Annotated in this window: 24 protein-coding genes; 9 read left to right on the top strand and 15 right to left on the bottom strand. The window is 61.5% G+C overall.

Annotated elements, in window-relative coordinates:
• Window positions 1-352 precede the first annotated feature (352 nt).
• The gene (locus INT12_RS25155; protein ID WP_193040245.1) at window positions 353-1,534 is read right to left on the bottom strand and encodes a PD-(D/E)XK nuclease family protein; all 1,182 of its coding nucleotides are present in this window, start codon (window positions 1,532-1,534) and stop codon (window positions 353-355) included.
• A 134-nt stretch (window positions 1,535-1,668) separates the two neighbouring features.
• Between INT12_RS25155 and INT12_RS25150 the strand changes: the two genes are divergently transcribed.
• Complete coding sequence (locus INT12_RS25150; protein WP_017849362.1) at window positions 1,669-1,815, top strand: DUF2986 domain-containing protein; 147 nt, start codon at window positions 1,669-1,671, stop codon at window positions 1,813-1,815.
• 24 nt (window positions 1,816-1,839) lie between these two features.
• On the opposite strand, the gene INT12_RS25145 is transcribed toward INT12_RS25150, so the two are convergent.
• The 9 genes from INT12_RS25145 to INT12_RS25105 all read right to left on the bottom strand — a co-directional run bounded on the left by INT12_RS25145 (window position 1,840) and on the right by INT12_RS25105 (window position 12,062).
• Window positions 1,840-3,897, bottom strand: coding sequence for a methyl-accepting chemotaxis protein (locus INT12_RS25145; protein ID WP_017849363.1), 2,058 nt, complete (start codon window positions 3,895-3,897; stop codon window positions 1,840-1,842).
• Between the two features lie 241 nt (window positions 3,898-4,138).
• Entirely contained in the window at window positions 4,139-4,834 is a 696-nt protein-coding gene (locus INT12_RS25140; protein ID WP_026140332.1) for a tRNA (adenine(22)-N(1))-methyltransferase, read from the bottom strand.
• Window positions 4,835-4,872: 38 nt separating this feature from the next.
• Window positions 4,873-6,024, bottom strand: coding sequence for an acetylornithine deacetylase (argE, locus tag INT12_RS25135; RefSeq protein ID WP_193040246.1), 1,152 nt, complete (start codon window positions 6,022-6,024; stop codon window positions 4,873-4,875).
• Complete coding sequence (locus INT12_RS25130) at window positions 6,021-6,698, bottom strand: DUF1028 domain-containing protein (RefSeq protein WP_193040247.1); 678 nt, start codon at window positions 6,696-6,698, stop codon at window positions 6,021-6,023. The genes argE and INT12_RS25130 overlap by 4 nt, the downstream gene beginning before the upstream one ends.
• 9 nt (window positions 6,699-6,707) lie before the next feature.
• The gene (locus INT12_RS25125; protein ID WP_193040248.1) at window positions 6,708-7,439 is read right to left on the bottom strand and encodes a class II aldolase and adducin N-terminal domain-containing protein; all 732 of its coding nucleotides are present in this window, start codon (window positions 7,437-7,439) and stop codon (window positions 6,708-6,710) included.
• 50 nt (window positions 7,440-7,489) lie between these two features.
• Entirely contained in the window at window positions 7,490-8,320 is an 831-nt protein-coding gene (locus INT12_RS25120) for an ABC transporter substrate-binding protein (RefSeq protein ID WP_017849368.1), read from the bottom strand.
• Window positions 8,321-8,347: 27 nt separating this feature from the next.
• Window positions 8,348-9,220, bottom strand: coding sequence for a phytanoyl-CoA dioxygenase family protein (locus tag INT12_RS25115; protein ID WP_193040249.1), 873 nt, complete (start codon window positions 9,218-9,220; stop codon window positions 8,348-8,350).
• A gap of 25 nt (window positions 9,221-9,245) precedes the next feature.
• A complete protein-coding gene (locus tag INT12_RS25110; protein ID WP_046486813.1) occupies window positions 9,246-10,763 on the bottom strand; it encodes an amino acid ABC transporter permease/ATP-binding protein in 1,518 nt (505 codons plus the stop codon).
• Window positions 10,764-11,087: 324 nt separating this feature from the next.
• Window positions 11,088-12,062: a LysR family transcriptional regulator gene (locus INT12_RS25105; RefSeq protein WP_193040250.1), complete on the bottom strand. Its 975-nt coding sequence runs from the start codon at window positions 12,060-12,062 to the stop codon at window positions 11,088-11,090.
• A 196-nt stretch (window positions 12,063-12,258) separates the two neighbouring features.
• Between INT12_RS25105 and INT12_RS25100 the strand changes: the two genes are divergently transcribed.
• The 6 genes from INT12_RS25100 (at window position 12,259) to INT12_RS25075 (ending at window position 18,505) form a co-directional block, all read left to right on the top strand.
• Complete coding sequence (locus INT12_RS25100; RefSeq protein WP_017849372.1) at window positions 12,259-12,681, top strand: RidA family protein; 423 nt, start codon at window positions 12,259-12,261, stop codon at window positions 12,679-12,681.
• Between the two features lie 54 nt (window positions 12,682-12,735).
• Window positions 12,736-13,185, top strand: a complete 450-nt coding sequence (locus tag INT12_RS25095) for a type II 3-dehydroquinate dehydratase (RefSeq protein ID WP_169886368.1) — start codon at window positions 12,736-12,738, stop codon at window positions 13,183-13,185.
• 88 nt (window positions 13,186-13,273) lie between these two features.
• Window positions 13,274-14,524, top strand: a complete 1,251-nt coding sequence (locus INT12_RS25090; protein ID WP_046486816.1) for a flavin-containing monooxygenase — start codon at window positions 13,274-13,276, stop codon at window positions 14,522-14,524.
• 75 nt (window positions 14,525-14,599) lie between these two features.
• Window positions 14,600-14,956, top strand: a complete 357-nt coding sequence (locus INT12_RS25085; protein ID WP_193040251.1) for a VOC family protein — start codon at window positions 14,600-14,602, stop codon at window positions 14,954-14,956.
• A 341-nt stretch (window positions 14,957-15,297) separates the two neighbouring features.
• Complete coding sequence (locus INT12_RS25080) at window positions 15,298-17,319, top strand: FIST N-terminal domain-containing protein (RefSeq protein WP_193040252.1); 2,022 nt, start codon at window positions 15,298-15,300, stop codon at window positions 17,317-17,319.
• A 145-nt stretch (window positions 17,320-17,464) separates the two neighbouring features.
• Window positions 17,465-18,505, top strand: coding sequence for an alpha/beta hydrolase family protein (locus INT12_RS25075; RefSeq protein WP_193040253.1), 1,041 nt, complete (start codon window positions 17,465-17,467; stop codon window positions 18,503-18,505).
• A 54-nt stretch (window positions 18,506-18,559) separates the two neighbouring features.
• Here INT12_RS25075 and INT12_RS25070 read toward each other — a convergent pair whose 3' ends face one another.
• Window positions 18,560-19,771 carry a YeeE/YedE family protein gene (locus INT12_RS25070; RefSeq protein WP_046486823.1) on the bottom strand — a complete coding sequence of 404 codons (1,212 nt, stop codon included), beginning with the start codon at window positions 19,769-19,771 and terminating at the stop codon, window positions 18,560-18,562.
• Window positions 19,772-19,910: 139 nt separating this feature from the next.
• Here INT12_RS25070 and INT12_RS25065 point away from each other — a divergent pair, with 139 nt between their 5' ends.
• Together INT12_RS25065 and dmeF are read left to right on the top strand one after the other, a co-directional pair.
• Window positions 19,911-20,186, top strand: a complete 276-nt coding sequence (locus INT12_RS25065; RefSeq protein WP_017849380.1) for a metal/formaldehyde-sensitive transcriptional repressor — start codon at window positions 19,911-19,913, stop codon at window positions 20,184-20,186.
• On the top strand, window positions 20,183-21,103 hold the full coding sequence (gene dmeF, locus INT12_RS25060) for a CDF family Co(II)/Ni(II) efflux transporter DmeF (RefSeq protein ID WP_017849381.1): 921 nt from the start codon (window positions 20,183-20,185) through the stop codon (window positions 21,101-21,103). The genes INT12_RS25065 and dmeF overlap by 4 nt, the downstream gene beginning before the upstream one ends.
• Before the next feature lie 24 nt (window positions 21,104-21,127).
• Here dmeF and INT12_RS25055 read toward each other — a convergent pair whose 3' ends face one another.
• The 4 genes from INT12_RS25055 to INT12_RS25040 form a co-directional block, all read right to left on the bottom strand.
• A complete protein-coding gene (locus INT12_RS25055; protein WP_193040254.1) occupies window positions 21,128-21,925 on the bottom strand; it encodes a DNA/RNA non-specific endonuclease in 798 nt (265 codons plus the stop codon).
• 168 nt (window positions 21,926-22,093) lie between these two features.
• Complete coding sequence (locus tag INT12_RS25050) at window positions 22,094-23,059, bottom strand: fimbrial protein (RefSeq protein ID WP_052735766.1); 966 nt, start codon at window positions 23,057-23,059, stop codon at window positions 22,094-22,096.
• Between the two features lie 13 nt (window positions 23,060-23,072).
• Complete coding sequence (locus INT12_RS25045) at window positions 23,073-25,622, bottom strand: fimbria/pilus outer membrane usher protein (protein WP_193040256.1); 2,550 nt, start codon at window positions 25,620-25,622, stop codon at window positions 23,073-23,075.
• 113 nt (window positions 25,623-25,735) lie between these two features.
• Window positions 25,736-26,416: a molecular chaperone gene (locus INT12_RS25040; protein ID WP_193059062.1), complete on the bottom strand. Its 681-nt coding sequence runs from the start codon at window positions 26,414-26,416 to the stop codon at window positions 25,736-25,738.
• Window positions 26,417-26,486 lie beyond the last annotated feature (70 nt).

Below are 26,486 nucleotides of genomic sequence, written 5' to 3'. Positions count from 1 at the left end.
TCTCGCGGAGTAACTTGTGATGCTGATAATCTTGTTGACTATCAGTCTGACTCCACAAGCACCCACACGAATTGCTTGATTCAGTTGTTAAAGAGCGGTTGGTTAAGATCTTTCGTCTCAACCGAGGAGCGCACTCTACAGCACACTCTTCGAAGTAGCAACCCTAAAAGTTTTTAATTTTATCAACAAAATCAATTACTTAAGCCAGACCAGCAGCGAACTGCTCGTTAGCGGGAGGCAAATAATACAGGATTAAATTACGTGGTCAACCCCCGCCTGAAAATTCTTTTCCCTACTCAGGCTCGGGAGTCTGAGTAGGGCAAGTAGCTGTCCAGCGGCGCGACCCCAAGCCTCAGCCTGGCTGATCGGCCGTCACGCGGCCCGCGCCCGACGCTGCTGCGCCGTAGAGTTCACGCGCCTTGTACCAGAGGTCGTAAAGGTCGTCTGCCATGCGCTCTGCCGCTTGCGCTCGCGTCCCCGATGCAAGCAGTGTCATCAGGTGCTCGTCGCTGGGGTGTTTCATATTGAGTTCGGTGGTGAAGCGCCAGAGCAAGCCATTGTCGCTGACGCCATCGTTCTCCAACAACAGCGTCAACATTTCCAGTTGCCCGAAATCGCGAGGATGGGATTCGGCATCGCAGCAATAGCCACAATAGAAGCGATGATTAAGCTCGATGTAGACCGAGCCCGCCATAAAGCCCAGCTCGTAGTGAAGGCCGTAATAACGGTTATTCTTGGCCGCGCTGTAGTAACGGTCGATAACCGCCGCAGTGGGCGCTTCAGAGGGCTTGGGCAGCGCGGGGTATTTATCTTCGACGCACTTGGCAACGGCTTGCCAGAGTTCCAGTTGCAGGTCTTTGAGCGTCTCGGTGAAGGCTCTCTGCAGGTCCTTGACCACGAGCAGGTTGTTGTCCTGGCGTAACGTCTGCTTGAGCGCGTCCATGTAGGCGTGTCCTTGGTTCTGGAAAGTCAGTTTTGCGATGAGGTCGATGTACTGCAGCAGGCTTTCTCGCACGCCCGCTTCGCGGATCACCCAAGGTTGGCATTGCGCAAGCCAAGGCAGGATGTCGGCGGCGTAGCTGATGCGTTGGTAGTCGATGCCCAGGCAACTGCGCGTGTCGGCGTCGCGCCCGTCCAGGGTGAGGTACAACGGCGGGAACGTCTGGTAGCCCTCGCCCTGGAGCGCTTCCAGGTAACGGTGCAACTGGGCGTCCTGGTCCTCGGCGTTGAGCTTGTTCTCAATGATGATCGCCTGGCGCTTGCCGTTGCGGATCAGGATGTCGACATTGCGGTACTCGACATCCACCGTGACAGCGCGACAATCGAAGCCTTCTATATTCAACGCCGCGAGCCACAGCTCCAGCAGTTTCCCGCCCGCGGCGTGGCCGCCCTTGGGGTTGAGCAAAAAAGCCAGGTAGCGAGAGTGCAGGCGGACCTCGTCCGAAGCGCTGCGCAACAGCGTGAACAGGTTGAAGGGTTCAGGGCGATGAAGCGTGGCCCTGAGTGAGGCGGCGCGAGTGATCAATAGGTGCAAGGCTCATCTCCTTGTGCTTGCGATGCCTGAGAATGAGGCATTGTGCCACTATTTTATGACACCGCACCGTCAAAATCGGGCCCATTGTTTTTAGCTGATATCATTCGAGAATTGACCAGGTGGGTGAGACCAACATGAACCGTCGTAAAAAGATCAATCAGCTATTAAAGGCCAACGCGAAAAAGGCCAGTGCCAAATTGGCGCCGAAAACCAAGGACAAGTACATCAGCAAGGCTGACCGATTGAAACTCGAGGTAGAGTCCAGTCAGGACACAAACTAGACCGGCTTACACCCGGCGGCCTATTCAGCTCAGGCGGAAACGTGCGGTGTTGTCACTCAGCGCACGACTGCCCTTGCTCAACGTATCCGCTGCCTGATTCACCGCCCGCGCGCCGTCGAGCAAGCGCCCCGCCGCCTGGTCCACTTGCTGGATATTGCCGCTCACCTCGTCCGCCGTCGTCGCTTGTTCTTCCACCGCCGCCGCGATGTGCGCCAGGGTGTCGGTGACGTTCTGCACGGCTCCAGCGATCTCGCCCAGCCGCGCGCCCAGCCCGGTAACGGATTCGGCATCGGTCAGCGCCTGGGCACAGGCGACGCTCATCAGTGTGACGGCCTGGCTGACCGTGGCGCGCAGGCTGTCGACGGTGCCGGCGATTTGCGCGGTGGAGGCCTGGGTGCGTTGCGACAGGCTGCGCACTTCATCGGCGACCACGGCAAACCCCCTGCCCTGTTCGCCGGCTCGCGCGGCTTCGATGGCGGCGTTGAGTGCCAACAGGTTGGTTTGCTCGGCGATACCTCGAATGGTGTCGACCACCGACTGAATCTGCTGGCCCTGTTGGCTCACTTGCTCCAGGGCGTTGGCGGTGTCGGTCAGGCGCTGGTTGAGTTGCTGGATGCTCGCCGTGGTGCGCTGGCTGTCGCGGCTGCTGTCTTCAGCGATGCGGCGGGTGTGTTGGGCGCTGCCGGAGGCTTGCTCACAACTTTTGGCGACGCCCATGGAGGTGGCGGCCAATTGCGTCGCCGCCGCAGCGATCTGGCTGATCTGGTGTTGCTGGTCTTCGACGTCGCTGAGGGTGCTGCCCGACTGCGAATTGAGCGTAAGCACCGCCGACCCGAGTTGCTGAGTCTCGTGATTGACCCCCAGCAGGCTGGTACGCAGTTGCACCACCGCCACGTTGAGCGCCGCGCTGATCGCCGCCAGCTCATCGCGACCGTCCACAGCCACTTCCACACACAGGTTGCCGTCGCGCAACGACTCAGCCAGCGTGGTGATACCGCTGGCACTGCGGCGGATCGAGGCTTGCAGGCACATGAACAGGTACAGCGCCGCCAGGGCCAGCAGGCTGAAAACAGCCGCTACGGGGATGAATTGCTGCAAGGAGCGGTCGTGGTAATGGGTCAGGCGCGCATCCAGCGAGCCGAGCGATTGCTTGCGCAACGCGCCCAGGCTGCCGAGCATGGTGTCGACACTGCGCTCGAAACTGGCAGGGTCAAGCTTGATGGTGCCGCCAAACACGCCGTCGTCGAGCACTTTGAGCTCGCTGTCCAGTTGTTGCAGGCTGTTGTCGTACTGCGCGGTCCAGGGTTCCAGGCCGGCGTATGGCTTGGCCTTGAGCGATGCCGCTGCCTTGACCAACTGGTCCCGCGCATCGCCGATACGGCCGCGCAGGTCGCGCATCTGCAAGCGGCTTTGCAAGGTGAACTGGCCCGAGGCGATGGACGACTGACCGATACTGGCCATGCGCCCGATACGCTCGATCAGGTCCGGCGTGTGCTGGCTGGAAATCTGCATCAGCAGGTAAGTCTCCAACCAGGGGTCGAGGATCAGGCCGGCGTCGAGGGTGATCTGTTCACGCAGGGTTTGCATGGCGCTCAGCGCCGAGGTGAAGCGGTCGTAGCCGTCTGGCCACCAGCCGACGGTGCGCAGGGATTGCACATCCATCCCCTTGACCGCTGCCTGCAACGCATCGAAGCGGGCCAGGGTATCGGCGCTCGCGCCCTGTTTCTTGAGCGCGTCGCCCAGGGCTTGCAGGCTTTGCAGGATGAGCGGGTTGTTCGCATCCACCTGGTCCATCGCTGCCTTGGCTGCGGGAGTCGGTTCACGCAGCAGGTCCAGCGCTTTCCAGCGCGACGCCAGGTTGCGTTGGGCCGTTAATTGGCCATCTAGCGCGTCCAGGGTCAGCAGTTGAGAAACGCCGGACTTTTCGCTGGAAATCACCGCGAGTTTGTCGCGATAGTCCAGCCCGATCATCCAGAGGCTCCCGGCCAAGGGCAGCATGAACAGAATGAACAGAATCTGGAATTTGCGTGCGAAGCCGAAACGTCCGAGCAGGCGGATACCGGGTGACAAAAGACTGTGCATGGCCGACTACTCCCTAAAACCACCCACACGCGGCAACGATGGGTGACGCCTTGAAATGACTAACGGCAAAGTGCCATGTCATTGATTGGGAAGGCTCAAGCAAGATACGGGCCGCAGAGAGCGCCCCCCTGAACAGGCGGTGCGACACCCGAAAAATCGTGTGCCGTGCGCGAAGATGGGGCGAAAGCACTCAGCGTCGGGAACGACCGCGTAGCGAGTGGGTTCGATCAACCCGCTGCGGTCACGCCAGCAACGCAGTGATCCACTGCACTTGCCGGGCGACCTCTTGCACCTTGGCCGGCGGTAACGCCTGGCGAGCCTGTTCGAAACCGGCCAGGGTTTTCTGCTTTTGCCGCAGCAGGCGTTGCCACTTGGCCAGGAAGTCCGGGCTGCGGGCCTGCAGGTGCAGCGGGCCGAAGTACAACTCCTCGGCACTGTACACCCGCGGTTCGGCGCGCTCGGCGACGATGATCTCGTAGTAGAAGCGGTTTTCCCGCAACAACTCTTCGACCAGGATGCGGTAACCGTTGTCCATCAGCCATTGGCGCAACGGTTGTTCACCGCCGTTGGGTTGCAGGATCAGGCGCTCCTGGCCGGTGAGGCAGGCCTTGCCGCTGTCGAGGATGTCGCGGATGGTCTCGCCGCCCATGCCGCAGACGCTGATCGCACTGATCGCGTCGCCGGGTTCGATGGCTGCCAGGCCATCGGCCAGGCGCACGCTGACATGTCGCTCCAGGCCATTTTCACGCACGGTGCGTTCGGCGGCCTGGAATGGCGTCGCGGCCACCTCCCCCGCCACCGCCGCCGCGATCAGGCCGCGGCGCAGCAACGCCACCGGCAGGTAGCCATGGTCGGAGCCGATATCCGCCAACCGCGCCCCGGCCGGCACATGCGCCGCCACGCGTTCCAGGCGCATGGACAATGTGTGTTCGTTCAACTGGGGCCCCTTCTTCACCACGAGTGTCAGTGCGAGGGCTATTGACGCACAAACTCCACCACCCGCTCCAGCATTCGATCACAGGCATCCAGTTGTTGCAGGCTGATGAATTCATCCGCCTTGTGCCCCTGCTCCATGCTGCCCGGCCCGCACACCACGGTGGGAATCCCCGCCTGATCGAACAACCCGCCTTCGCTGCCGAAGGCGACGGTACCGAAGTCCCGCGAACCGCAAAACTGCGCGACCCACTCAGCGGCCTGGCTTTGCGACGAAGTCGCCAACCCCGGATAGCTGGACAACTCACTGAAGTCGATCGCGCACTTCGCACTCACCGCCTGCATCGCCGGCAGCAGGGTATGCTCGGCATACAACCGTAACTGGCGCGCCACCTGCCACGGATCCTGGGCCGGCAGCGAGCGCACTTCGAAATCGAAGCTGCACTGCTGCGGCACGATATTCAGCGCCTTGCCGCCGCTCATCACCCCGGTTTGCACCGTGGAAAACGGCGGATCGAACGCCGCGTTCAGGTGTTGCGGCGCCTTGAGTTCTTCACCGAGCCGCACCAGTTCCCGGATCAAGCAGGCCGCGTATTCGATGGCGTTGACGCCCGACGGCGCATAGGCCGAATGACACGCCGCGCCATGCACATCGCAACGCATGGCCAATTTGCCTTTGTGCCCCAGCACCGGCTTGAGCTCGGTAGGCTCGCCGATCACGCACAACAGCGGCTTGACCGGCTGCGCGCAAAACCGTTCGATCAATGAACGCACGCCCAGGCACCCCACCTCCTCGTCATAGGACAGCGCGATATGCACCGGCATGCGCAACGACGCCCGCACCAGCGCCGGCACACAGGCCAACACACAGGCGATATAGCCCTTCATGTCGGCGGTGCCACGCCCGTACAACTTGCCGTCTTGTTCGGTGAGGTCGAACGGCGCCACGCTCCAGCGCTGGCCGTCCACCGGCACCCCATCGGTATGCCCGGACAACACGATGCCGGGCACATCCGCCGGGCCGATGGTCGCCAGCAGGTTGGCCTTGTTCTTGTGTTCGTTGAACACCAGTTCACAGGTGACGCCGTGGCCCTGCAAATAAGTACGCACGAAGTCGATCAACGCGAGGTTGGATTCGCGGCTGGTGGTGTCGAAGCGCACCAGTTGCGCCAGCAGGTCACGGCTGTGGCTCATCGGTCATCTCCCGGCACCGCATAGCCCGGCGCGATGTGGGGGTGGAGGGCGCGGTCGAGGTAGTCTTGCAGTTGCCCGCGATAGGCCTGCCACAACTGATCGAGGGCGCCGATCGGCTCGGCATCGGCCCAGTCCACGCGCAGATTGACGATGGGCCAGAGCAGATCGTCGACCACCACCAGGGCCGCCGAATGCACCGGCCCCGCTTCGCCGCCGAGGGCCTGGCCTGCGTGCATCGCGGCGAGCAGCCGGTCAGCCAGATGCCCCGAGGCGTTTTCGAACGCGCCGACCATCGCGGCAATCACACCGGGATTGGCCAGCATGTTCCCCGCCGCAACACATTGCTCGCCACTCAGCGCGGCATGCAGGCCGAGAGTCTGCGCGCCGCTGAAGTGCGCGGTGCGGCCCAGCCGATCGATCACCGTCACCTGCCGATAGTCGCGGTGGTCCTGCCCGGCGAACACTGCCGCCACGGCTTCACTCGGCGTCATGCCCTGCTCCAGCAGGTCGAGAATCTGCGGGCCCAGGCTCGGCAAAGTGATGTTCTGCGACGCCACCGCGCCCACACCGGGGCGCAGCCACGGGCAACGCGCGCCCACGGCGATGCTCGACGAACTGATGGCGATCCCCAACTGGCCCGTCTCGGCACAGCGGGCAACAACGGAAAAGGTCATAGCGCTTCCTCAGTCGAGCACCGACGCATCGGCATCGATCATCATTTGCTTCATTTCTTCAAAATGCCGGCGCGAGAAATCAGCAATGCCTTCCCAGCCCCGCGCGGTTTTTTCCGCCACTTCATCGGACAACACCCGCAACGGCTGCCCGGTGGACCACGCCGTGACGAGGATCTGGCAGGCGCGCTCCAGGGTCCAGATATCGTCGAACGCTTCACCGATGGACGAAGCGGTCACCATCACGCCGTGATTGCCCATCAACAGGCGGCTCTTGCCGTCGAGCAGGCCGACCAGGCGCGCGCCTTCGGCTTCGGTATCGGCCATGCCGCCGTAGAGCTCGTCCACCGCCACGCGGTTGAAATAGCGCGCGGTGTTCTGGTCGATCGCCGGGATGTGCGGCTTGGCCAGGCACGCCACCGCCGTGGTGTAGACCGGGTGCAGGTGCAGCACGGCGCGGGTGTGCGGCAGCAGTTGGTGGATCTGCCCGTGGATCGACCAGGCGGTGGCGTCCACGTTCGGGTGGTCGGCACAGTTGGGGTCATCGGCGTTCAATAGCAGCAGGTCGCTGGCGCGAATGCGCGAGAAGTGCTTCCACTTCGGGTTGAGCAAAAACTGTTTGCCATCGGCCGACACGGCAGCGCTGAAGTGGTTGGCCACCGCTTCGTGCATACCCAGGTGGGCGACGATGCGAAAGGTCGCTGCCAGGTCGATGCGCGTCTGTTCTTCGAGGGATAACGCCATGGATCGGTCTCCGCAGGGCGCGACCGCAAGACGGCGGCCGCGCAATAGGCTTACTTGGGCATCAGCGCCGCAAGGTCGGCATCGGTGGGGGCCTCGAAGTTGTACTTCTTGAGCAAGGCCGCGTATTCCGGCGTGGCGCGGTACTTCTCCAGGCCATCGAGCAAGGCTTTTTTCACCGTGTCGTTGCCCTTCTTCACGCCGAAGCCGTTTAGCACCGGGTAGATCAAGGCGTCGGAGGAAATCACCACGCGGCTGCCGAGCTTGTCGATCACGCCACGGGCCACGGCCGCGTCGGTGATCTGCGCTTCGACCGCATGGGCCAGCAGCGCCTGGGTGGTTTGCGGGTCGGTGCTGTACTCGCTGATCTGGATCGGCTTCAAGCCCTTGGCCACGCAGTACTCGGCCGACAGTTTGTTCATCTGCGCGAGCCAGGACGTAGCGCCCATGGAACCGATCTTGTGGCCGCAGAACTCCTCGGGGGTCTTGGGTTGGAAGGTGCTGTCCTTGAGGGTGAGGATCGACTCGCCGCTTTTCAGGTAGGGGATCATGTCGATGACCTTGACCCGCTCGGCGGTGATGTACATCGACGAGTTGGTCACATCGAAACGCCCGGCCTGCAGGCCGGTGATCAGGTTGGGGAAACGCGTGTCGAGAGTCTCGACCTTGCGCCCCATGACCTTGCCCAGGCCGTCCATGAACTCGATATCGAAGCCCGCTGGCTGGTTGTTATCCATGTACTCATAGGGGAAGAACGTCACATCGGAACCGGCGATGATCTTGCCGTCCTGCTGGAACGCCGAAGCCGCCAACGAGGTCATCGCAACCGCTGCGCCCAGCAGGCACACGGCAAGGGGACGAACACTTTTACGAAACGCTGTCATGGTCAATACCTGCAAGGGGTTGGGAGGTTAGGCAGTGGCAGAATCTTGTCCGGCCTGTTGCACGAAGAAAGACGCGCCACGGGGTTTCTGCGGCAAGCGCAGTTGGTTGTCCGTGGAACGTATCAAGCCACTTTCTTCACCGGCCACCAGCAGGCCGGCATGTGCGCTGGGCAGAGGGTTTTCGCCGAATGGCAGCGCGTCTTCAGCGGCGTAGACGCTGATGAACAGGGTGCGCGGCAGTTCGGTCTCGTTAGGGCTGGAGGCATGCAAAAGCCGGGTGTGCATGAAGCACACGGAACCGGCCGGGCCGTAGCAGGCGACCGGTTGCCGACAGTGTTGCGCGACCACGGCGTCGTCCACTGCGCCGGTGAAACGCTGGTTCTGCCAGTGCGACCACAACGGGCCTTTATGGCTGCCGGGGATCACATTCAGCGGGCCGTTTTGCGGGGTCACTTCGCTGACCATCAGCAAGGCGGTGATGATGTCGTCGTTGCTGTGGGGCGTGAATAAAAAGTCCTGGTGCCACTTCACCTGGGTCGCGGTGTGGGGCAGCTTCGAGTTGATCTTGCTGTGGTGAAAGCGCGTGCCACTGGCGCCGATCAACTGCGCGGAAATCGCCGCCATGCGTGAATGCAACGCCACGCGCTCATACACCGGGGAAATCTCGGTGGGCGAACTGACCCGCCGCAGCGACGGGTGATCGGCGCGATGGTCGCCCTCCAGATCGAAGCGTGCGCGGCCATCCAAGGTGGTGCCCCAGCCCTGGTCATGGCGGCGACTTTCTTCTACCCATTGGTCGAAGTCGTGCTGCAGCGCGGCCACTTCGTCCATCGACAACACGCCTTCCACCACCAGGTAGCCGTCGCGCTGGAACTGCTCGATTTGATGTTGCTCGATCATTTTGTTTTTCCTGAACGTTAGAGGGTCACGCCAGCGAGACGTCCTTGAGGAACGCCTCCACGCGTGGGTTCTGGCCGCTGCGCAATACCGCAGGCGTGTCGTCGCAGACCACACGCCCCTTCTCCATGAACACGATCCGATCGGAGACCTTGAACGCGAAATTCATCTCGTGGGTGACGATCACCATGGTGATGCCCTCCTCGGCCAAGGCTTCGATGACCTGCAGTACTTCGTTGACTTTCTCCGGGTCGAGCGCCGAGGTGGGCTCGTCGAACAGCATGATCTGCGGGCGCATCATCAACGCGCGGGCGATGGCCACGCGTTGCTGCTGGCCGCCGGAGAGTTGGTGCGGGTACTTCCAGGCGTGGTCGAGCATGCCAACCTTGTGCAGCAGCGCGTAGGCCTGTTGCTTGAGCGCGTCGGTACGCCCCAGGCCGTGGTATTTCGGCGCCATCAGCAGGTTGTCGAGCACGCTCAAGTGCGGGAACAGATTGAAGCTCTGGAACACCATGCCGATGTTCAGGCGATGCTCGGCGTGTTCGACGTACTGCGGTTTCTGCGCGCCGGTTTTGTTCAGGTGGATGAACGGCTGGCCGTTGATCCTGATCTCGCCGTTGTCCAGTTGCTCCAGGCCGTTGAGCAGGCGAATCAAGGTGGTTTTGCCCGACCCCGACGGCCCGATCACCGACACCACTTCACCAGGCTGGACCTGCAGGTTGACCGAGCCCAGCACCTCGATGTCGTTGTAGGCCTTGTGCAGCCGCGTGGCTTGCAGCGCCGGGGCCCCGGTGGTTGCCGGGCGTTGCAGCGCAACCCGTTGTTGCGTGGCCAGCGCCAGCACCGCCGCATCGGGAACCCGCGACACATTGCGTTGGTTGACGTCGAGAAAGCGCTCCAGGCGTTTGAGCAGGAAGTCGAACACGGTGACGATAAACACGTAGAAAAACGCGACCGCCGCCATGGTTTCGATCACCAGGAAGTTCTGCGAATACAGGCGCTGGCCGACCATCAGGATTTCCGTCAGCGAGATCACCGACACCAGCGAGGTGAGCTTGACGATGGAGATGTATTCGTTGGCCAGGGACGGCAGCGCCACCCGCACGGCCTGGGGGATCACCACGCGCCATTGGGTGCCGAAAAACTTCAAGCCCAACGCCCGCGCTGCCTCGCCCTGGCCTTTGGGGATCGAGAGCAGACCGCCGCGATGGATCTCGGCCACATACGCCGTTTCGCAGATCACCAGGGCCAGCAGGCCGGACCAGAACGGGTCGGCCAGAATCGCCGACGTGCCGGGCAGCGCTTGCGGCAGGTTGTAGATAAAGATCAACAGCACCAACAACGGCAGGCTGCGGAACAGCCAGATATAGCCACGCGCAGGAACGCTGAGCAGCCCATGCCTGGATTGCTTGGCCAGCGCCAGCAGAAAGCCCAGACCGATACTCAAGACCCAGGTCAGGGTGCTGAGCTTGATCACCGTCCACGTTGCGCGCCAGAACTCGGCGTCACCCAGCAGACCCAACATATAATTCCAGTCGAATGTCATCGTCGCGCTGCCCTGCCCCAAAAGAAGGAAATTGATCTGCGTCAATGAAATCAGAGTCGTGGGGACGGGCCCTTGGGGTCAATTCGTAAAACCCGGTCCACTGGGTAGGCAGAACCTACGCAGCCCCCCGCCGCCCTCGAAACCACCAAAAATCAATGTGGGAGGGGGCTTGCCCCCGATAGCGGCGCATCAGCAACACATCAGCAAGCTGACCCACTGCAATCGGGGGCAAGCCCCCTCCCACATTGGATAGGCTGTAGGCCCTGACCGAAAGGGTGCGCGCCTGAACTCACCGCGCCGAACACGCCACCTTTTGGTGCAAATTCAGCTCACACTGCTGAGCGAGCGCACCGCATGCGGGTCAAAAAAGCTCGGCGGGGCCATGCCGGGGATGTACTGGTCGGACACAAACATGTGGCAGCGCTCGGCAAACGCCGACACCACACGCGACAGCTGGGTGTTGCTCGCCGTGGCGTAGCCCAGCTTCATCGGCCGATGCGCGCCCGCCAGGCGCAGGCGGATCACGCGTTTGCCGTCCTGGGACAGGTTCGATTTGGGCCGCGCATTCGCGAAGGAATAACCGATCCCATTGCCGACCATGGCGCGCACCGTTTCGAGGTTGGTGGAGCGCATGATGATGTTCGGCGTGGTGCCTGCCTGCATAAACAGGCTGAGGAAATAGTCGCGGCTCCAGGGCGTGTCGAGCAGCACCACCGGGTACGCCTCCAGGTCCTGCATGCTGACTGCCGACAGACTCGCCAGCGGGTGGTACTCGCCGACCATCACATACGGCGGCAGGTGCGCCAGGGGTTGGAAATCGATGTCGGGGCTGGTCACCAGGTCGTAGGTCAGGGCGATGTCCAGCTCGCCACTGCGCAGTTTTTCCAGCAGTTCCTCGTGGTTGCCTTCGGCCTGGGTCAGGCGCACGCCGGGAAACGCACGACCGAAACCAAACACCAGCTCGGGGGTGATCATCGGCGCCAGCGACTCCAGGCAACCCACGCGCAGCGGCCCGCGCACGGTGTTCAACGACTCCGAGGCGATGGTGTAGAGGTTGCTCATCTGCTCCAGGATCTGCTTGGCTTCTTGCATCACCAGGCGCCCCACTGCCGTCAGCGAAATGCCCTGGGCGTGATGCCGGATAAACAGCTGGATGCCCAGCTCGGCCTCCATGTGAGTGATCGCCGCCGAGATCGACGGCGACGAAACATGGATGCGTTCAGCCGCGGCACTGATGCTGCCGGCCTCGCCCGACGCGACGAAATATTCCAGTTGGCGCTGAGTGATACGACTGAGCATCAGGCCTGTACCTCGGTAATGACTGTATGCCCAGCGCGTTGCAGGGTTCATGCCGGGATAGGCGCGGGCCCTGCGCAGGGCGATGACCTGCACGGGCTTCGGTTTTTCCTAAGCACTACCCCGCACAAATGCTGGTTTCGTCCGGCGACCGGCGATGTGAAGCTGACTGCATCCCGCTGCCGACGAGTCGCTCGCCATGCCCACCCATACCCGTATCCGCATGTTCAATACCAAACAGACCTATCCCAACCAGGCGCTGGACAACGACCTGTGCCAGGCCGTGCGCGCCGGCAACACCATCTATGTGCGCGGCCAGATCGGCACCGATTTCGACGGCAACCTGGTCGGCCTCGGCGACCCGCGTGCCCAGGCCGAACAGGCCATGAAAAACGTCAAGCAACTGCTTGAGGAGGCGGGTTCCGACCTGTCCCATATCGTCAAGACCACCACCTATCTGATCGACCCGCGCTACCGCGAGCCGGTGTACCAGGAGGTCGGCAAATGGCTCAAGGGCGTGTTCCCGATTTCCACCGGGCTGGTGATTTCCGGCCTCGGTCAACCGGAGTGGTTGATGGAGATCGATGTGATCGCAGTGGTGCCGGACGACTGGAGCGTATGAAGGCGGCCGACGCCCACCTCGTGCTGCACCTCGCCGAATAAGCCGGAGAACCTCATGCCCTACACCGTGTACTTCCTCAATGGCCCCAACGCCAACCTCTACGGGCTGGGCAAGGACGGCACCTACGGCAGTGCCAGCTTCGCCAGCATCGAAGCGCGTTGCCAGGGCCACGCCGCGGAGTTGGGCCTGACCCTGGACTTTCGCCAGAGCAACCATGAAGGCGTGCTGGTGGACTGGATTCAAGAGGCCCGCCTGAACGCCGACGCCATCGTGATCAACGCCGCCGGGCTGAGCTACAGCTCGGTGCCGATCCTCGATGCGCTGCTGGCGTTCGACGGCCCGATCATCGAAGCGCACATGAGCAATATCTGGAAGCGCGAAAGCTTCCGGCATCACTCCTACGTGTCCAAAGCCGCCACCGGCGTGGTCGCCGGGTTGGGCGCGCTGGGTTACCAACTGGCACTCACGGCGGTGGCCGAACTGCTCGCAGAGCCGCCGCAGTGAACGGTATCACCCACGCGTCCACATTGGCGGTCCACCGCGACCGCGCCCGTTCTTTTCAGACAGACTTCTTACTATTCAGGCCCTTCCTATGTCAGTAGAAACCATCAACACCCTGGTAGTCGGCGCTGGCCAGGCCGGCGTCGCCATGAGCGAACACCTGTCCCTGATGGGCGTGCCGCATATCGTGCTGGAGCGCAGCCGCATCGCCGAGCGCTGGCGTTCGGAGCGCTGGGACTCGCTGGTCGCCAACGGCCCGGCCTGGCACGACCGCTTCCCCGGCCTGAAATTCGACGGCATCTCCCCCGAAGCCTTCCCGCCCAAGGAGCGCATGGCCGACTACTTCCAAGCCTATGTCGAAATGCTCAACGCCCCGGTGCGTACCGGCGTCGAAGTGCAGCAAGTGGAGCGCCATGTCGGGCGCCCCGGCTTCAAGGTGACCACCTCGGCGGGCGTGATCGAGGCCGCTAACGTGGTGGCCGCCACCGGCCCGTTCCAACGCCCCTCGATCCCGGACATCGTCCCCGCCACCGCGCCGCTGCATCAGTTGCATTCCTGCGCCTACAAGAACCCCGGCCAACTGCCCGAAGGCGCCGTGCTGGTGGTCGGCGCCGGGGCCTCCGGCACGCAAATCGCCGAAGAACTGCAAAAGGCCGGCAAAACCGTGTACCTCTCGGTCGGCGAACACTACCGCCCTCCCCGCGCCTATCGCGGCCGCGACTACTGCTGGTGGCTCGGCGCCCTGGGCCTGTGGGACGAAGTCAAAATCCAGCCGAAGAAAAAACACGTGGCCTTTGCCGTCAGCGGCTACGAAGGCGGCAAGACCGTCGACTTCCGCCGCCTCGCGCATCAAGGGATCAACCTGGTGGGCGTCACCGAACAGTGGAACGCAGGCGTCATGACCTTCGCCCCAGGCCTGGCCGCCAACGTGGCGCAGGGCGATCGGGCGTACTTCGACGTACTACGCGACGCCGATGCGTACATCGAGGCAAACGGCTTGCCGTTCCCCGAAGAACCGCAAGCCTGGGAACTGCTGCCCGACCCGCAATGCCTGCTGAACCCGACCCTCAGCCTGGACCTGGCCGAAGCCGGCGTGACCACGATCCTATGGGCCACCGGTTTCAAGTTCGACTTCAGTTGGTTGAAGGTGGATGCGTTCGACGAGAACGGCGAACCGTTCCACAAACGCGGGATTTCGGCGCAGAGCGGGATCTATTTCCTGGGCCTGCCAAACCTGGTGAACCGGGCGTCGTCGTTTATCTATGGGGTTTGGCATGATGCGAAGTACGTGGCGGATCACATCGTGTTGCAGAACGAGTACATGGCGTATGGCAAGGCTTAGCGCCTTGTTCCCAGCGACATTTCAACGCTCGAACCGTTACAATCGCCGCTTTGGACATTCGCCAAGGAGGCAACCATGAGCGTTCGTGGTCAAGATCGACAGATCGACAATATTGAATTCAATGTCAGCGACATTGCCCGCAGCAAAGCCTTCTACGGCAACGCCTTCGGCTGGACGTTCGTCGACTACGGCCCGACCTATACCGAGTTCAGCGATGGCCGGCTGACCGGTGGTTTCACCACCGGGGAGCCGGTTCGACCGGGCGGCCCTTTAATCATCTTGTATTCGGACAATCTGGCAGACGCGCTACAGCGGCTCAAGGCTCTGGGCGCGGTGATCTCCCGCGAAACCTTTGCGTTCCCCGGTGGAAGCAGGTTCCACTTCATTGATCCCGACGGCTATGAACTGGCCGTGTGGACCGCGCAACCGTAGATCCAGTTGGAATACCGGCGGCTTCGACACTTTATGTTTGCCGACCTTGAGTTCAATGGCGCCCGCGACCAAAAGACAATTGCGCGCGCAAAGTATATTGGCCTCAATCAATGGGAAATCTGGCTGGAAGATGCCAAGACCGGTGAAGTTATCAGTCAACGCCTACACTGATCCGCGATAAAGGGGGCACACTTATTCGCCAGTTAAATGGCGGCAATAAATTGTCCTGTTCACTTTGTCGCACCCCCTCTGTTACGGCTCCAGCCCCCGCCATATCGGCCGATAACTTGATTAACCGCAAGCCCAACGCATGCGCCCCTGACTGGATCGAGCCCGCCGCCATGAACCCACTCAACCTTCTAAAAAAAGCCCGGGCCGATCGACAAGGCACCGCCACCCTCACCTGCACCGCCAATGAACTGGAGTCCTCATTGGCCAACCTGCGCATCGCGCCCGTGCTGATCACCGGTTTCATCTCTCCGCACCTGGACATCGACCAGATTGCCGCCAAGCTCAAGCGTCGCTTTCCCCACACCAGCATCAGCCTGTGTACCACCGCTGGCGAGTTGTGCAACGCGGCGAATTCGCTGTATTGCACCACCGGCGAGCGCTGGGACCGGATTGTCCTGCAGTTGTTCGACGACAGTCTGATCGCCTCGGCCGAGGTGGTGATGGTGCCGCTGGAGTGTGAGGACATCCGCAGCGGCGGCAAGCGCATGGGGATGAAGGAGCGGATTGCCAAGCTGACGAGCAATATCAAGCGGGTACAGGCACACACGCCGATCGACCATCGCGACACCCTGGCCTATGTGGTGTTCGATGGGCTGTCCGCGTCGGAGTCGTTTTTCATGGAGGCGCTGTATGAGTCGGGGCGCTTCCCCTGCCTGTTTGTCGGCGGTTCGGCCGGGGGTAAGTTGGATTTCCAGAAAACCCTGATCCATGACGGCCAGCGCAGTTATCAGAACCACGCACAGATCGTGTTCCTGAAAACCGCCGCGAACGTGCGTTTTGGCGTATTTAAAAGCCAGAATTTCAAACCGGCTGACTTGACCTTCAGCGTGCTGACCGCCTCCGAAGAGGACCGCACGATTGACCAGGTGATCGACAGCGCGGGCAATATCAAGAGCATGGTGCAGGCGCTGTGTGACGCGTTCAGTTGCGCGCCCCAGGCGCTGGAATCGAAGTTGGCGGATTTCTCGTTCGCCATCCGCGTGGGCAATGAATTGTTCGTGCGCTCCATCGCACGGATCGACTATGAACAGCAGATCGTCCAGCTGTATTGCGACGTGGCCCCCGGCGAGGAGCTGGTGATGGTGCGGCGCACGCCGTTGCGTGAAGCCACCCGCACGGACTACGCGCAGTTCCTGCGCGGCAAGGGCGGCCAGCCGGTGGCGGGCATTCTCAATGACTGCATTTTGCGCAGGCTGAACAACCCCAGCGAATTGGGCAGCATGGCCGGGACGTTTGGCGATGTGCCGCTGGCGGGGCTGTCGACCTTCGGTGAAATCCTCGGCCTGAACCTGAACCAGACCCTGACCGCGATTTTCTTCTTTCGAGTGGCCAAGGGCGCCAGCTACAGCGACGAATACCTGGACAACTTCATTGCGCACTACGGCGAGTTCAAAGCCTTCTTCCTACGCCGCCAGGTAAATAAGCTGGCCGGATTGAACCATGTGGTGGTCAAGCAGATTGCCGCGTTCAAAAACAATGACTTCAGCGGCGCCCTGAATACCCGCGGGCTGGACAGCAATATCCTGCCGGTGTTCGAGGGCCTGGCAGACCTCGGCCAGGTGCTGGCCCAGGCCGAACGTCAACAGGCGGAAATCGCCTCGCAGATCAAGCATTACTCCGGCGAACTGCACGCCTCGATGGACGAACTGGTGGGCACCATCGACCAGCAGAACAGCGTGTCTGCAAAGGCCGGGGCGACGGTCGAGGGCTTGTCCAGCCAGGCGGATGATGCCGTGGTCGGCGCGCGGACCCTGGCCGGTTCGAGTTTGCGTATCCAGTCGATTGTGCAGGTGATTCAGCAAATCGCCGGCCAGACCAACCTGCTGGCGCTCAACGCCGCGATCGAAGCCGCGCGCGCAGGCGACCTGGGCCGCGGTTTTGCGGTGGTGGCGGATGAAGTGCGCAAGCTGGCGGAAATCACCCGCAAGAATGCGGCGGAAATCGGTGTGGATATCGACCTGCTGTCCGGCGAAATCCAGCGTGTTGCCCAGCAGATTGAAGACCAGTCCAGCGGCGTCGGCGCCTTGCGCGAAATGCTCGATGCGCTGGAGGCGTCAAGCCGCGCCACCGAGGGGACCGCGCAACGGACCAAGACGATTGCGGATACGCTGACTGGGCTTACGCATGCGTAGGTCCCCACGGGGTCGACGTCGGATGTTCGAGTAGCGAGAACAGCGTGTTCAGCCAGAGGGCGCGCGTGTTGGGCCGCTCGCGAGTATCTGGCTGGGCAGCCTTTCAGGCTATGATGCGGCGCTCACATCAAGGACGATAGAAACCGTGAAAACCGCCCTCACCGCTCTGCTCCTGATCTGCCTGACCACGCCCGCGCTCGCGGTCGACAACGCCATCGGCTTCCAAACCGCTACGCTGGCCGATGCTCACCATGAGCGTCCGCTGGAGATGGTCGTCTGGTACCCCGCCGCCACCACCGCAACCGCCGAACCGATCGCCGACAGCGTGGCTTTTATCGGCGCCCTCGCGGTGCCCAACGCGCCGCCGGCGAGCGGCGAGCATCCGCTGGTTGTGCTCTCCCACGGTTACGGCGGTAATTGGGGCAATCAGGCGTGGCTGGCCAGTGCATTGGCGCACCGGGGTTACATCGTCGCAGCGGTCAATCACCCGGGCACCACCACCAGGGATCGCAGCCCGCAAGCCGCCGCGCAGTTATGGCAACGGCCCAAAGACGTGAGCCGGGCCATCGATGCGGTGCTGGCGCAGCCGAAGCAATTTGGCGCGGTCGCCAAAAACCGGATCGCTGCGGCAGGTCATTCCCTCGGTGGCTGGACCGTGATGGAACTCGCCGGGGCGCGGTTCGACCCCGACCTTTTCGCCCACGACTGCGACGCACACCCGAAGTTGGGCGGTTGCATCGTCTACCACCAGATCAACCCCGCCAACACGCCAGCCGCAAAGGCCCAACTGGCCGCGGACCTGCGCGACAAGCGCGTCAGCGCCGTGGTGTCATTGGACCTGGGCCTGTCACGCGGTATGACCGACGCCAGTCTGGCCGCATTGTCAGTGCCGACGCTGGTGATCGCGGGAGCGGTGCCCTCGGAGGATATGCCCGTCGAGTTGGAGTCCGCCGACTTGGCCAGGCGCCTGCCAACAGCCTCGACGCGCTACGTAGCGATCAGCGACGCGACCCACTTCAGCTTTATGTCGATCTGCAAGCCCGGCGCGGTGGCGTTGATTGAGGAAGATTCGCCAGGCGATGGGATGATCTGCCGGGACGGCGACGGCGCGCGGCCACGGCAGGTGATCCAGCAGCAGGTCGTCGCGCTGATCACACAGTTTCTGCAGCCGACACCGCACAATTAAAACAAAGGGTGGCTCAAGACAAAGCGCATCGGGGCAGCACGTGTGCGGGCATTCTCAGCACCCGCTCAACGCCACCTGCGGCCGCTCGCCGGCAAAGAAAAACGGACGCAACCGCACGCCGACGCTGTTGCCGATGAACGCCGCCACCAGCCACACCCAGCCATGCAGGCTGCCGGAGGCGATGCCGCTGAAGTACGCGCCGATGTTGCAACCGTAGGCCAGGCGCGAGCCGTAACCGAGCAGCAGGCCACCGATCACCGCCGCCATCAGCGAGCGCGCAGGAATGTTCAGGTTGGGGGCGAAACGCCCGGCCAGGCCGGCGGCCAGGAGCGCACCGAGGACGATGCCGATGTCCATCACGCTGGTGATGTCTTCCCACACCGGCGCGGCCAGGGCCTTGGCGTTGCCCGGCATTTGCCAGAACGCCCAACTGCCCACCTCCACACCCAGGCCGCTCGCCACCTTGGCGCCCCACAGCGCGAACGCCGAGGTGATGCCCCACGGCCGCCCGGCCAGGGCCAGGGTTGCGTAATTGAGCAGGGCCAGGCCAATCGCGCCCCACACCAAGGGCCAGGGGCCACGCAGGAAACGGCGCAAGCCTTGGTGTTCGCTGGTCACGCCGGCTTCCAGTTGACCATGACGGGCCTTTTCCAGGCGCACGCTGACGGCTGCGATAAGGCCGAACACTGCCAGGTTCAGAAGCAGCGCCGGCATGACGCCGACACTTTTGACGATGGACGTCGCCGGGAACGCCGGCAGTGCAAACCACCAGCCCACATGGTGCGTGGCGATCAACGAACCACAGATAAAGAAGAACAGCGTCACCAACATGCGCGCATTACCGCCGCCCACGGTGAACAGGGTGCCCGACGCACAGCCGCCGCCCAGCTGCATGCCGATGCCGAAAATGAACGCACCGAACACCACCGATACCCCGGCCGGCGCTACCAGCCCGACCACCGGCTGGCCGAACAACGTGCCCGCCCCCAGCGCCGGGAAGAACAGCAATACCGCTATCGCCAGCATCACCATTTGCGCACGCAAACCGGCGCCGCGCCGGTCATTGATAAACACGCGCCAGGCCGAGGTGAAACCGAAGGCGGCGTGGTACAGGGTCAAGCCCAGCGCGGCGCCGACGACCAGCAACAGCACCTGGCGCATGCCGACAAGGTTGTGCAGGAACACGGCGCCCAGCACCAGGAGCACAAAGGCCACCAGGGGCGCGACAGGCTTGCGCGCAGAGGTTGTGGAAAGAGAGGTGCTCATGAGGTATCTCAATTCATTTGAAGGGGGTTGATGACCAGACCGTCGAGTATAAACCGAGAGGGCCTGTCTCTCGGCGGGAGATTGCATAGGGGGGTGGGGTATGCCATGCTCCGCACCTCATAGGTAGGGGGGGTATATTTTGAGCCATATAGCGGCCAATAAAGACAGTCTGATCAAGCGCGTCAAGCGCATTGCCGGTCAGATTCAAGCGGTGGAAAGAGCGTTGGAATCGGACAGCGATTGCGCCAAGACCCTGCACCTGGTCGCCGCCACACGCGGCGCCATCAACGGCTTGATGGAAGAAATCATCGAAGAACATGCCCGGGCGCATGTGGCGGACCCATCCCTCAGCGAGGAAGAACGCAACCAGGGCGTCGAAGAGTTGCTTGAAGCCATTCGGCGGTACTCCAAATGAGCCTTGATCATACCCACGAGCATGTCTTCCTCGGCTCGGCCCACGAAGAAAACGCCAAGCGCACCTTATGGGTGGTGATGTTGACGGTGGTGATGATGGTCGCGGAAATCGCCGCCGGCGCCCTCACTGGTTCGATGGCCCTGCTGGCCGACGGTTTTCATATGGCCACCCACGCGGGTGCGTTGGGCATCGCCGCCGCGGCCTACGCCTATGCCCGACGCCATGCGTCGAGCCCGCGTTTCAGCTTCGGCACCGGCAAGGTCGGCGATCTGGGCGGCTTTGCCTCGGCGCTGATCCTGGCGTTGGTGTCCCTGGGCATTGGCATCGAGTCGGTCATGCGCCTGTTGCAACCGACCGACGTGCAGTTCGGCACCGCGACGTTGATTGCCGTGGTGGGGCTGGTGGTCAATATCGTCAGTGCGCTGTTGCTCGGCCACGGTCATAGCCACGGGCATGATCACGAACACGAACATGCCCACGGCCACCATGGCCACGATAACAACCTGAGATCCGCCTATGTGCATGTGCTCGCCGATGCACTGACCTCGGTGCTGGCAATCGCTGCACTGCTCGCGGGGCGGTACCTGGGTTGGGTCTGGCTGGACCCGTTGATGGGTATCGTCGGCGCCATCGTGATCGCACGCTGGGCCTGGAGCTTGATGGGCGTGACTGCCGGCGTACTACTCGATCAGACCCATGAGCATGTTGCTGCGGAGATCCGGGAGCTGGTGGAACAACCGGGCGACGCGACGATTACCGACTTGCACGTCTGGCAGGTAGGACCCGGTGTGCATGCGGCAATCGTGAGCGTTGTCGGCCGCTCCACAGCGGATGCCGACAGCATTCGCGAGCGCCTCAAACCGGTGCATGAAGTGAGTCACCTCACCGTCGAGTTTCGCACGCTCGATGTGGCGTAGCGCGACGCCGGGTGACGCCCCCTCTTACGTGCGCCCTACTGACCCGGAGACCGGAAGATTACCGAGCAACTTCAGCCCGGTACTCTTCACGAACGCGTCATAGTCCATTGGCCGCTGGATGCGCGTCTGCGCGTTGGGCAGCACGTAAGCCCAGGCGCGTTTCGACGAAGCGTCGTACACCAGCTTGAACAGGCGCGTCGGCACCCAGACCTGGTTGTCGCCGATGGTGCCGTAGCCGGGGTCAAACAACGGGCCGGTGAACACAAACACATCACCGCCAGCGCGCTTGGCGAACTTGCGCACATCCGCCTCGACCTTGCTCCAGATCTTACGGTTGTTGGTAGGGTCTTGCGGCACCATGTTCGACAGTGCAAACGACTGCGCCATGGCATGGGCGTTCGGTGCGTCGGCGGCCGGCGACTGGTGGCCACGGTCGACGGCCGGATGCTGGCTGTGGTAGTCGCTCAACTCTGCACGGCCATCCTTGGGGATGCGCGGGTCGGGGTAGAACAGGTTGGTGCGCTCCTCGCCCTTGGCATCCTGCAATTGCTCGGCGTTCAGGCGCTCGACCACCACGAGCGGCGTCTTGCTGGTCTGCGAATAGAGCACCGCAAAATTGTCCGAACACAGGGCCAGGGGCCGCATGCTGGCGCGCACGGTGGCAGTGTTGATGGGTTTGGCGGCGGGGAAAAGATCGGCACAGCCATCAAAGGAGGCACGTTGTTCGGTGGCCGTGTAGAGGTCAGGCAGACTGCGGGCATGGGCCGCGGTCGAGAGTAAAACAAGGGCCGACAGCCCGACTGCAATGTTGCGTAGGTACATGTTCTAGATCTTTTGGCTGAGGATAAACCGACAACCATCAACGATGGTGCGGGGGCTGTTGACCGTGAAAAACCAGGTTAGTGCCGCAGGGCTGCGCCTGCTCTAGCCCCGGCATTACAGCAGAAAATTCCCACACCCCGCAGCGCTACGTCCGACCTCCGGGTTTGGTCAGTTGTAGGTCATGGTAAACGTCGCGGTGCTGTTGGCCTGGCCGGCGGTAACGTTGGCATCGGTCTGGTAGTAACGTGCCACCAACGGGATTGCATAGGGGCCGTCGCTAACCGTAGTGCCCGCGGCAATCGGCGTTCTAAGCGTGACGGGGGCATTGTTGTAGTAGAGCCTTACGCCAACCCCGGTTGCGGCGGTAGGAGACGCATTCAGTGCCAGCACCCCAGCAATCCCGGAGCTGTGGGCGTTGCCATCCAGGGCAACTTTGACCCGTGTATTGGCATCGCAATCGAGCGGGATGGAAAAGTTGATTTCATCTCCCGCGCTTCCCGGGCCGGTGAACTGGCTTCGCGGCACATTGCCCATGGGCACAGGGATGGACGTATTGGAGACCGAACAAGCGACGGGAATGATGGTATTGCTGCCGGACAGGCTGGCGTAAGCAGCATAAAAATAATTAACGATACTGCCTGAGGCGAGTCTTCCATTCGTCAGAACACCGGCCCCAACTGCCCCCGAAGTGGTTTTTACCAACTGCACGGTAATTCCGGGTTCAGGCAGCGCAACAGTGCTGGGCCCGTTAAAGTTGACATCGTAAGGCATAGCGCCGCCGAAGAATAATACACGAATCCCCACACCCGCTATATTGGTGTTGTATACGTTATTCCCATATGCACTGATGACTCTGAACTGTTCCATTGCAAAGCGATGCACATAATTCACACTGCAGCCGTAAAAATACCGGCCACCATTGTAGGCGCCGGTATTGGCGGTTGCCAAAACCGTGCCGATGGGAGTATCACGCTGGACAATCAACGTTCCAAAATTTACCGTTCGCGTCAACGCCGACGACACGCCATTGTAAAAACGGCACGATGCCAATGCGTTATTCGATAACACCGTTAAAACCCATGCCGCACTGCCAAAACAGAACAACCTAATCAGCGTCCGTTGTACACCCAGCATAAAAAGCCCTCGATTAATTGCATGACACCGATAACGTCCTGATGATTGAAAAAGGCTGCGACCCTTCAATGGATATCGGTAAAACAAAAGCTGCCGTGCATTGTTGGTCCGCTTGCTCACCCCACTGAACCTTCACTTCACCCTGTTCCGGCATGCCGCTTAGATAAACCTCCCCTTCCAGGCCGACAATGCCGCTGCTGGCAAACGTCGTCGACTCTTGCACCAGCGTTGCGCTGGCGCCGAACGTGACGGGTTTTCCCTGATATGTGAGGGCCATCAGTACCCGGCTGCCGACGCGGGTCTGGAAATCCGCGAGCACCAACGCGCCACGGGTCGGGATGACCGATTGGGTATTGGCCTCGATGTCGATGTCATCGGCCAGTGTTTCGGTGCTCAACGCAATGCGGTTGCGACGATAGGTACTGACATGAGGAACCAGCGCATAACCGCGCCAATCGGTATTGACCCCGGTGTTGTTTTGCACTTTGACCCCGGCAGCGCCAGGCGCGCGCACCAGCGCCATGGTTTCGCCCTGGGGTTGGGAGAAGGTAATGCCGAACGGGTGCGCAACGACGCCACCCTGTGCGCCATAGTTGAGTTGTCGGGAGTGTCGCTCGTAGTTGTAACCGAGCTTGGTTTCCGCGTAAGCGCCTTTATACGTCGCGTGAGCATTGCCGCTGTTGCCTTGCCCTGGGCTGGCATAACCCTGGCTGACGCTGTAGATCAGATTATCGTCCGGCAGCGTCGCGCCACTGAGCCCCAGTTCGTGGGCGGTCTTTCCCTGTGCATCGGTATTCAGGTTGTAATTCACCCAGCTATTACGCAGAGCACTCCCCAACGGCAACTGGATATTGAATGCCAGTTGCTGGTCATTGCGCTTGCGCCCGTTATACGCGGGGGTCTGCGTGTAGGCATAACTCAAACCGTAGGTCACGCCGCCCCGGCTCAGGTTATAACCGGCACTCAGGCTCCGTTCGTAACCGGTTTGTCGCCAGAAGTCCTGCTGATAACCATTGATATAAAAGTTGCCGTATTCGCCCAGGGACTGGTTGATATTGAGTTGCGCACGGCTGCGCCGGTTATACAGGCGTCGCCAGTCATTGAAGTTGCCGGGGTCGATCTCATTGGCTTCCTGGAAATCGTAATAACCGCTGGTGGAATAACGGTAACCGGCCAGGGTGAACGTGGTGTTGGTGGCCGCGATATCCTTCGCATATTGAAAGCGCACCGACTGGCCATCGTGCCGGGAACCCTGGCGCAACTCGGTGCGGGCCTGGCTCACATCCATGGAAAGCGAGCCCCATTCGCCAAACCCGTGGCCGACGCCCAAGGACGTCGCCGAATACTTCGCCGAGGCAAGGACACCCGCGTACACGGTGGTGTCACCGGGCAACCCGTAAATCAGCGTACCCTGGGCAAATGCGGGGGTGCTGCTCTTGCTCGCCGTCGAACGGTATTCGCCCGCAACCAGCGAATACTTGAAGCGCCCTTCCCGGACCATCACCGGCACCGCCGAAAAAGGCTGAATCGAGCTGCGCACGCTGCCATCGGCCTCGGTGATGGTGACTTCCATATCGCCGCTGGAAGACGTGGGGTACAAATCCGTGATTTCGAATGCGCCGGCGGGCACATAAGTCTGATAGATGATGTAACCGTTCTGGCGCACCGTCACCTGGGCGTTGCTGCGGGCGATGCCTCTCACCACCGGGGCGAACCCACGCAGGCTGTCGGGGTACATGTTGTCGTCCGAGGCCAATTGAATGCCCTGATACTGCACGCTGTTGAACAACTCTCCCGGCGTGAAGCTGTCCCCCACGACCAACTGGCTCTTCAACGAATGCACATCACGCTGAAGGTACGTATTGAGGCTGGCCCATTGGGCTCGGCTGTCACCTTGGGTGTAAGTCGAGTAGTTACGTAGCCGCCAGGCGCCCAGGTTCAACCCGCTGCGCAGGTTCAGGTAGTAATTGTCATCGCTGCCGGAACGCCCTTCGCGCCGGGTGTTCGCGCCGCTGAAACTGTAATTGAGCAGCGCGGCCGGCAGGCCTTGGTCCCACTGTTCAGGATCAATCTGCCCGCGTGCTTCACGGGTGAGCGCCGCTTGGGGAATGCTGATGTCCAGACGGCGCTGATGAAAGTTGAACACGCTGCCCGCATCTGGAATGTATGCCAGCAGGTTGCTGATGGGGGTTTCCTGGGGCAGTTCGCGCAACGCAGGAAACGCCTGCAACTTGACGCCCATCTCCTGTAATTGTCGTGGGGTAAGTTCAGGTTGCAACAGACCGTCCAGCGCAACGAAGTTAATATCGCGACTGGCTATTCGTCGGTCGTTCAAGTAGAGGTCCACTGAATAACTTCCAGGCAACTGCCCGCCCTGATTGGAGAATGCGTCGAGGTCGACCCACGTTTGTTCTGCATTGTCGATCTCCAAGGCACTGGCATTAAAATACTCACGCGCCAGCGCATTGGACGAACACAGCGTAATGCCTATTATGCATTTGAGTGCATGCGCGGCCAGCACCTTTAGTTTCAGGCGTAGCATTCCATTATTTATAGCGTTCATATAAGAAGCCCCGCAATCCGGGCAACACAATGCCCGCCACCCCAACACCAAAGGGCGGTTGATCCAACGCATTAACGAAACAGGTAGCCGTTAAAACTAACAGCCCTTATGAATTAGAGTGGCGCACTGGCCTGCGGCGTAATACCGCCATAATCATTGATGGCTTGCCAACTGACGGCTCCACTTGCACCTTCCGGCATCGGCCAGGCCAATGTACTTTTGGGAGCAACCATACCGGCATCGTTAATAACCTGGTCACCCACGCTCACGCGAAAAAAAGACACGTGATACGCCGTAGGGTTGTTGACCTGCAACGCTTTACCTACCCGCGTAAAGACCAGTGCCTTATAAGCATTCATCGACTCTCCTGGCATTCCCGGCGGGCGATAGAAGAGTTTTATCCGACTCTTCACAGAAATCAGCAGTTGGTTTTCTTCGGTTTTTTCCGAGGCGGGAATCGACTTGATATTCACCCAGAACACCGACTCTCTGTCCTGCGGAAAATCCCCTCCGGTGCGAATGATGCGCAGCACATTCTCCTGCTCGGCATCCAGCCGAAACAGCGGCGGCGTCATGATAAACGGTGCCTTGCCAGGTGCAGTCTGCGCCCCGTCATCGACCCATGACTGAATCAGATACGGCTTGGTCTTCTCGGTGTTTTTCACCGAAATCGAGGCTTCTTTCCTTGAGCCGTCGTACACCACCCGCGTGCCCCCCACCACCACACCCGCAATAGCCGTATGCACCGTACTGACCAGCAGGCCGGCGGTTAACATGTATTTCAGCCACCCCATCGACGTATCTCCTACCGACGCTTTGCTCAAGCCTGCACGTGAGCAAACCCACTTGTTGAGAAGGCCGAGC

It is taken from the genome of Pseudomonas sp. K8 (assembly GCF_014889455.1).
GTDB classification, from domain to species: domain Bacteria; phylum Pseudomonadota; class Gammaproteobacteria; order Pseudomonadales; family Pseudomonadaceae; genus Aquipseudomonas; species Aquipseudomonas veronii.
This window is presented reverse-complemented; position numbering and strand designations above follow the sequence as displayed.

Coding starts and splice junctions, on each gene's coding strand:
- INT12_RS25040 (WP_193059062.1), bottom strand. CDS start 26,416: ATGGGGTGGCTGAAATACATGTTAACCGCCGGCCTGCTGGTCAGTACG.
- INT12_RS25095 (WP_169886368.1), top strand. CDS start 12,736: ATGCCCTACACCGTGTACTTCCTCAATGGCCCCAACGCCAACCTCTAC.
- INT12_RS25120 (WP_017849368.1), bottom strand. CDS start 8,320: ATGACAGCGTTTCGTAAAAGTGTTCGTCCCCTTGCCGTGTGCCTGCTG.
- INT12_RS25115 (WP_193040249.1), bottom strand. CDS start 9,220: ATGATCGAGCAACATCAAATCGAGCAGTTCCAGCGCGACGGCTACCTG.
- INT12_RS25105 (WP_193040250.1), bottom strand. CDS start 12,062: ATGCTCAGTCGTATCACTCAGCGCCAACTGGAATATTTCGTCGCGTCG.
- INT12_RS25080 (WP_193040252.1), top strand. CDS start 15,298: ATGAACCCACTCAACCTTCTAAAAAAAGCCCGGGCCGATCGACAAGGC.
- INT12_RS25090 (WP_046486816.1), top strand. CDS start 13,274: ATGTCAGTAGAAACCATCAACACCCTGGTAGTCGGCGCTGGCCAGGCC.
- INT12_RS25045 (WP_193040256.1), bottom strand. CDS start 25,622: ATGAACGCTATAAATAATGGAATGCTACGCCTGAAACTAAAGGTGCTG.
- INT12_RS25145 (WP_017849363.1), bottom strand. CDS start 3,897: ATGCACAGTCTTTTGTCACCCGGTATCCGCCTGCTCGGACGTTTCGGC.
- dmeF (WP_017849381.1), top strand. CDS start 20,183: ATGAGCCTTGATCATACCCACGAGCATGTCTTCCTCGGCTCGGCCCAC.
- INT12_RS25050 (WP_052735766.1), bottom strand. CDS start 23,059: ATGCTGGGTGTACAACGGACGCTGATTAGGTTGTTCTGTTTTGGCAGT.
- INT12_RS25085 (WP_193040251.1), top strand. CDS start 14,600: ATGAGCGTTCGTGGTCAAGATCGACAGATCGACAATATTGAATTCAAT.
- argE (WP_193040246.1), bottom strand. CDS start 6,024: ATGAGCCACAGCCGTGACCTGCTGGCGCAACTGGTGCGCTTCGACACC.
- INT12_RS25070 (WP_046486823.1), bottom strand. CDS start 19,771: ATGAGCACCTCTCTTTCCACAACCTCTGCGCGCAAGCCTGTCGCGCCC.
- INT12_RS25110 (WP_046486813.1), bottom strand. CDS start 10,763: ATGACATTCGACTGGAATTATATGTTGGGTCTGCTGGGTGACGCCGAG.
- INT12_RS25130 (WP_193040247.1), bottom strand. CDS start 6,698: ATGACCTTTTCCGTTGTTGCCCGCTGTGCCGAGACGGGCCAGTTGGGG.
- INT12_RS25125 (WP_193040248.1), bottom strand. CDS start 7,439: ATGGCGTTATCCCTCGAAGAACAGACGCGCATCGACCTGGCAGCGACC.
- INT12_RS25100 (WP_017849372.1), top strand. CDS start 12,259: ATGCCCACCCATACCCGTATCCGCATGTTCAATACCAAACAGACCTAT.
- INT12_RS25055 (WP_193040254.1), bottom strand. CDS start 21,925: ATGTACCTACGCAACATTGCAGTCGGGCTGTCGGCCCTTGTTTTACTC.
- INT12_RS25150 (WP_017849362.1), top strand. CDS start 1,669: ATGAACCGTCGTAAAAAGATCAATCAGCTATTAAAGGCCAACGCGAAA.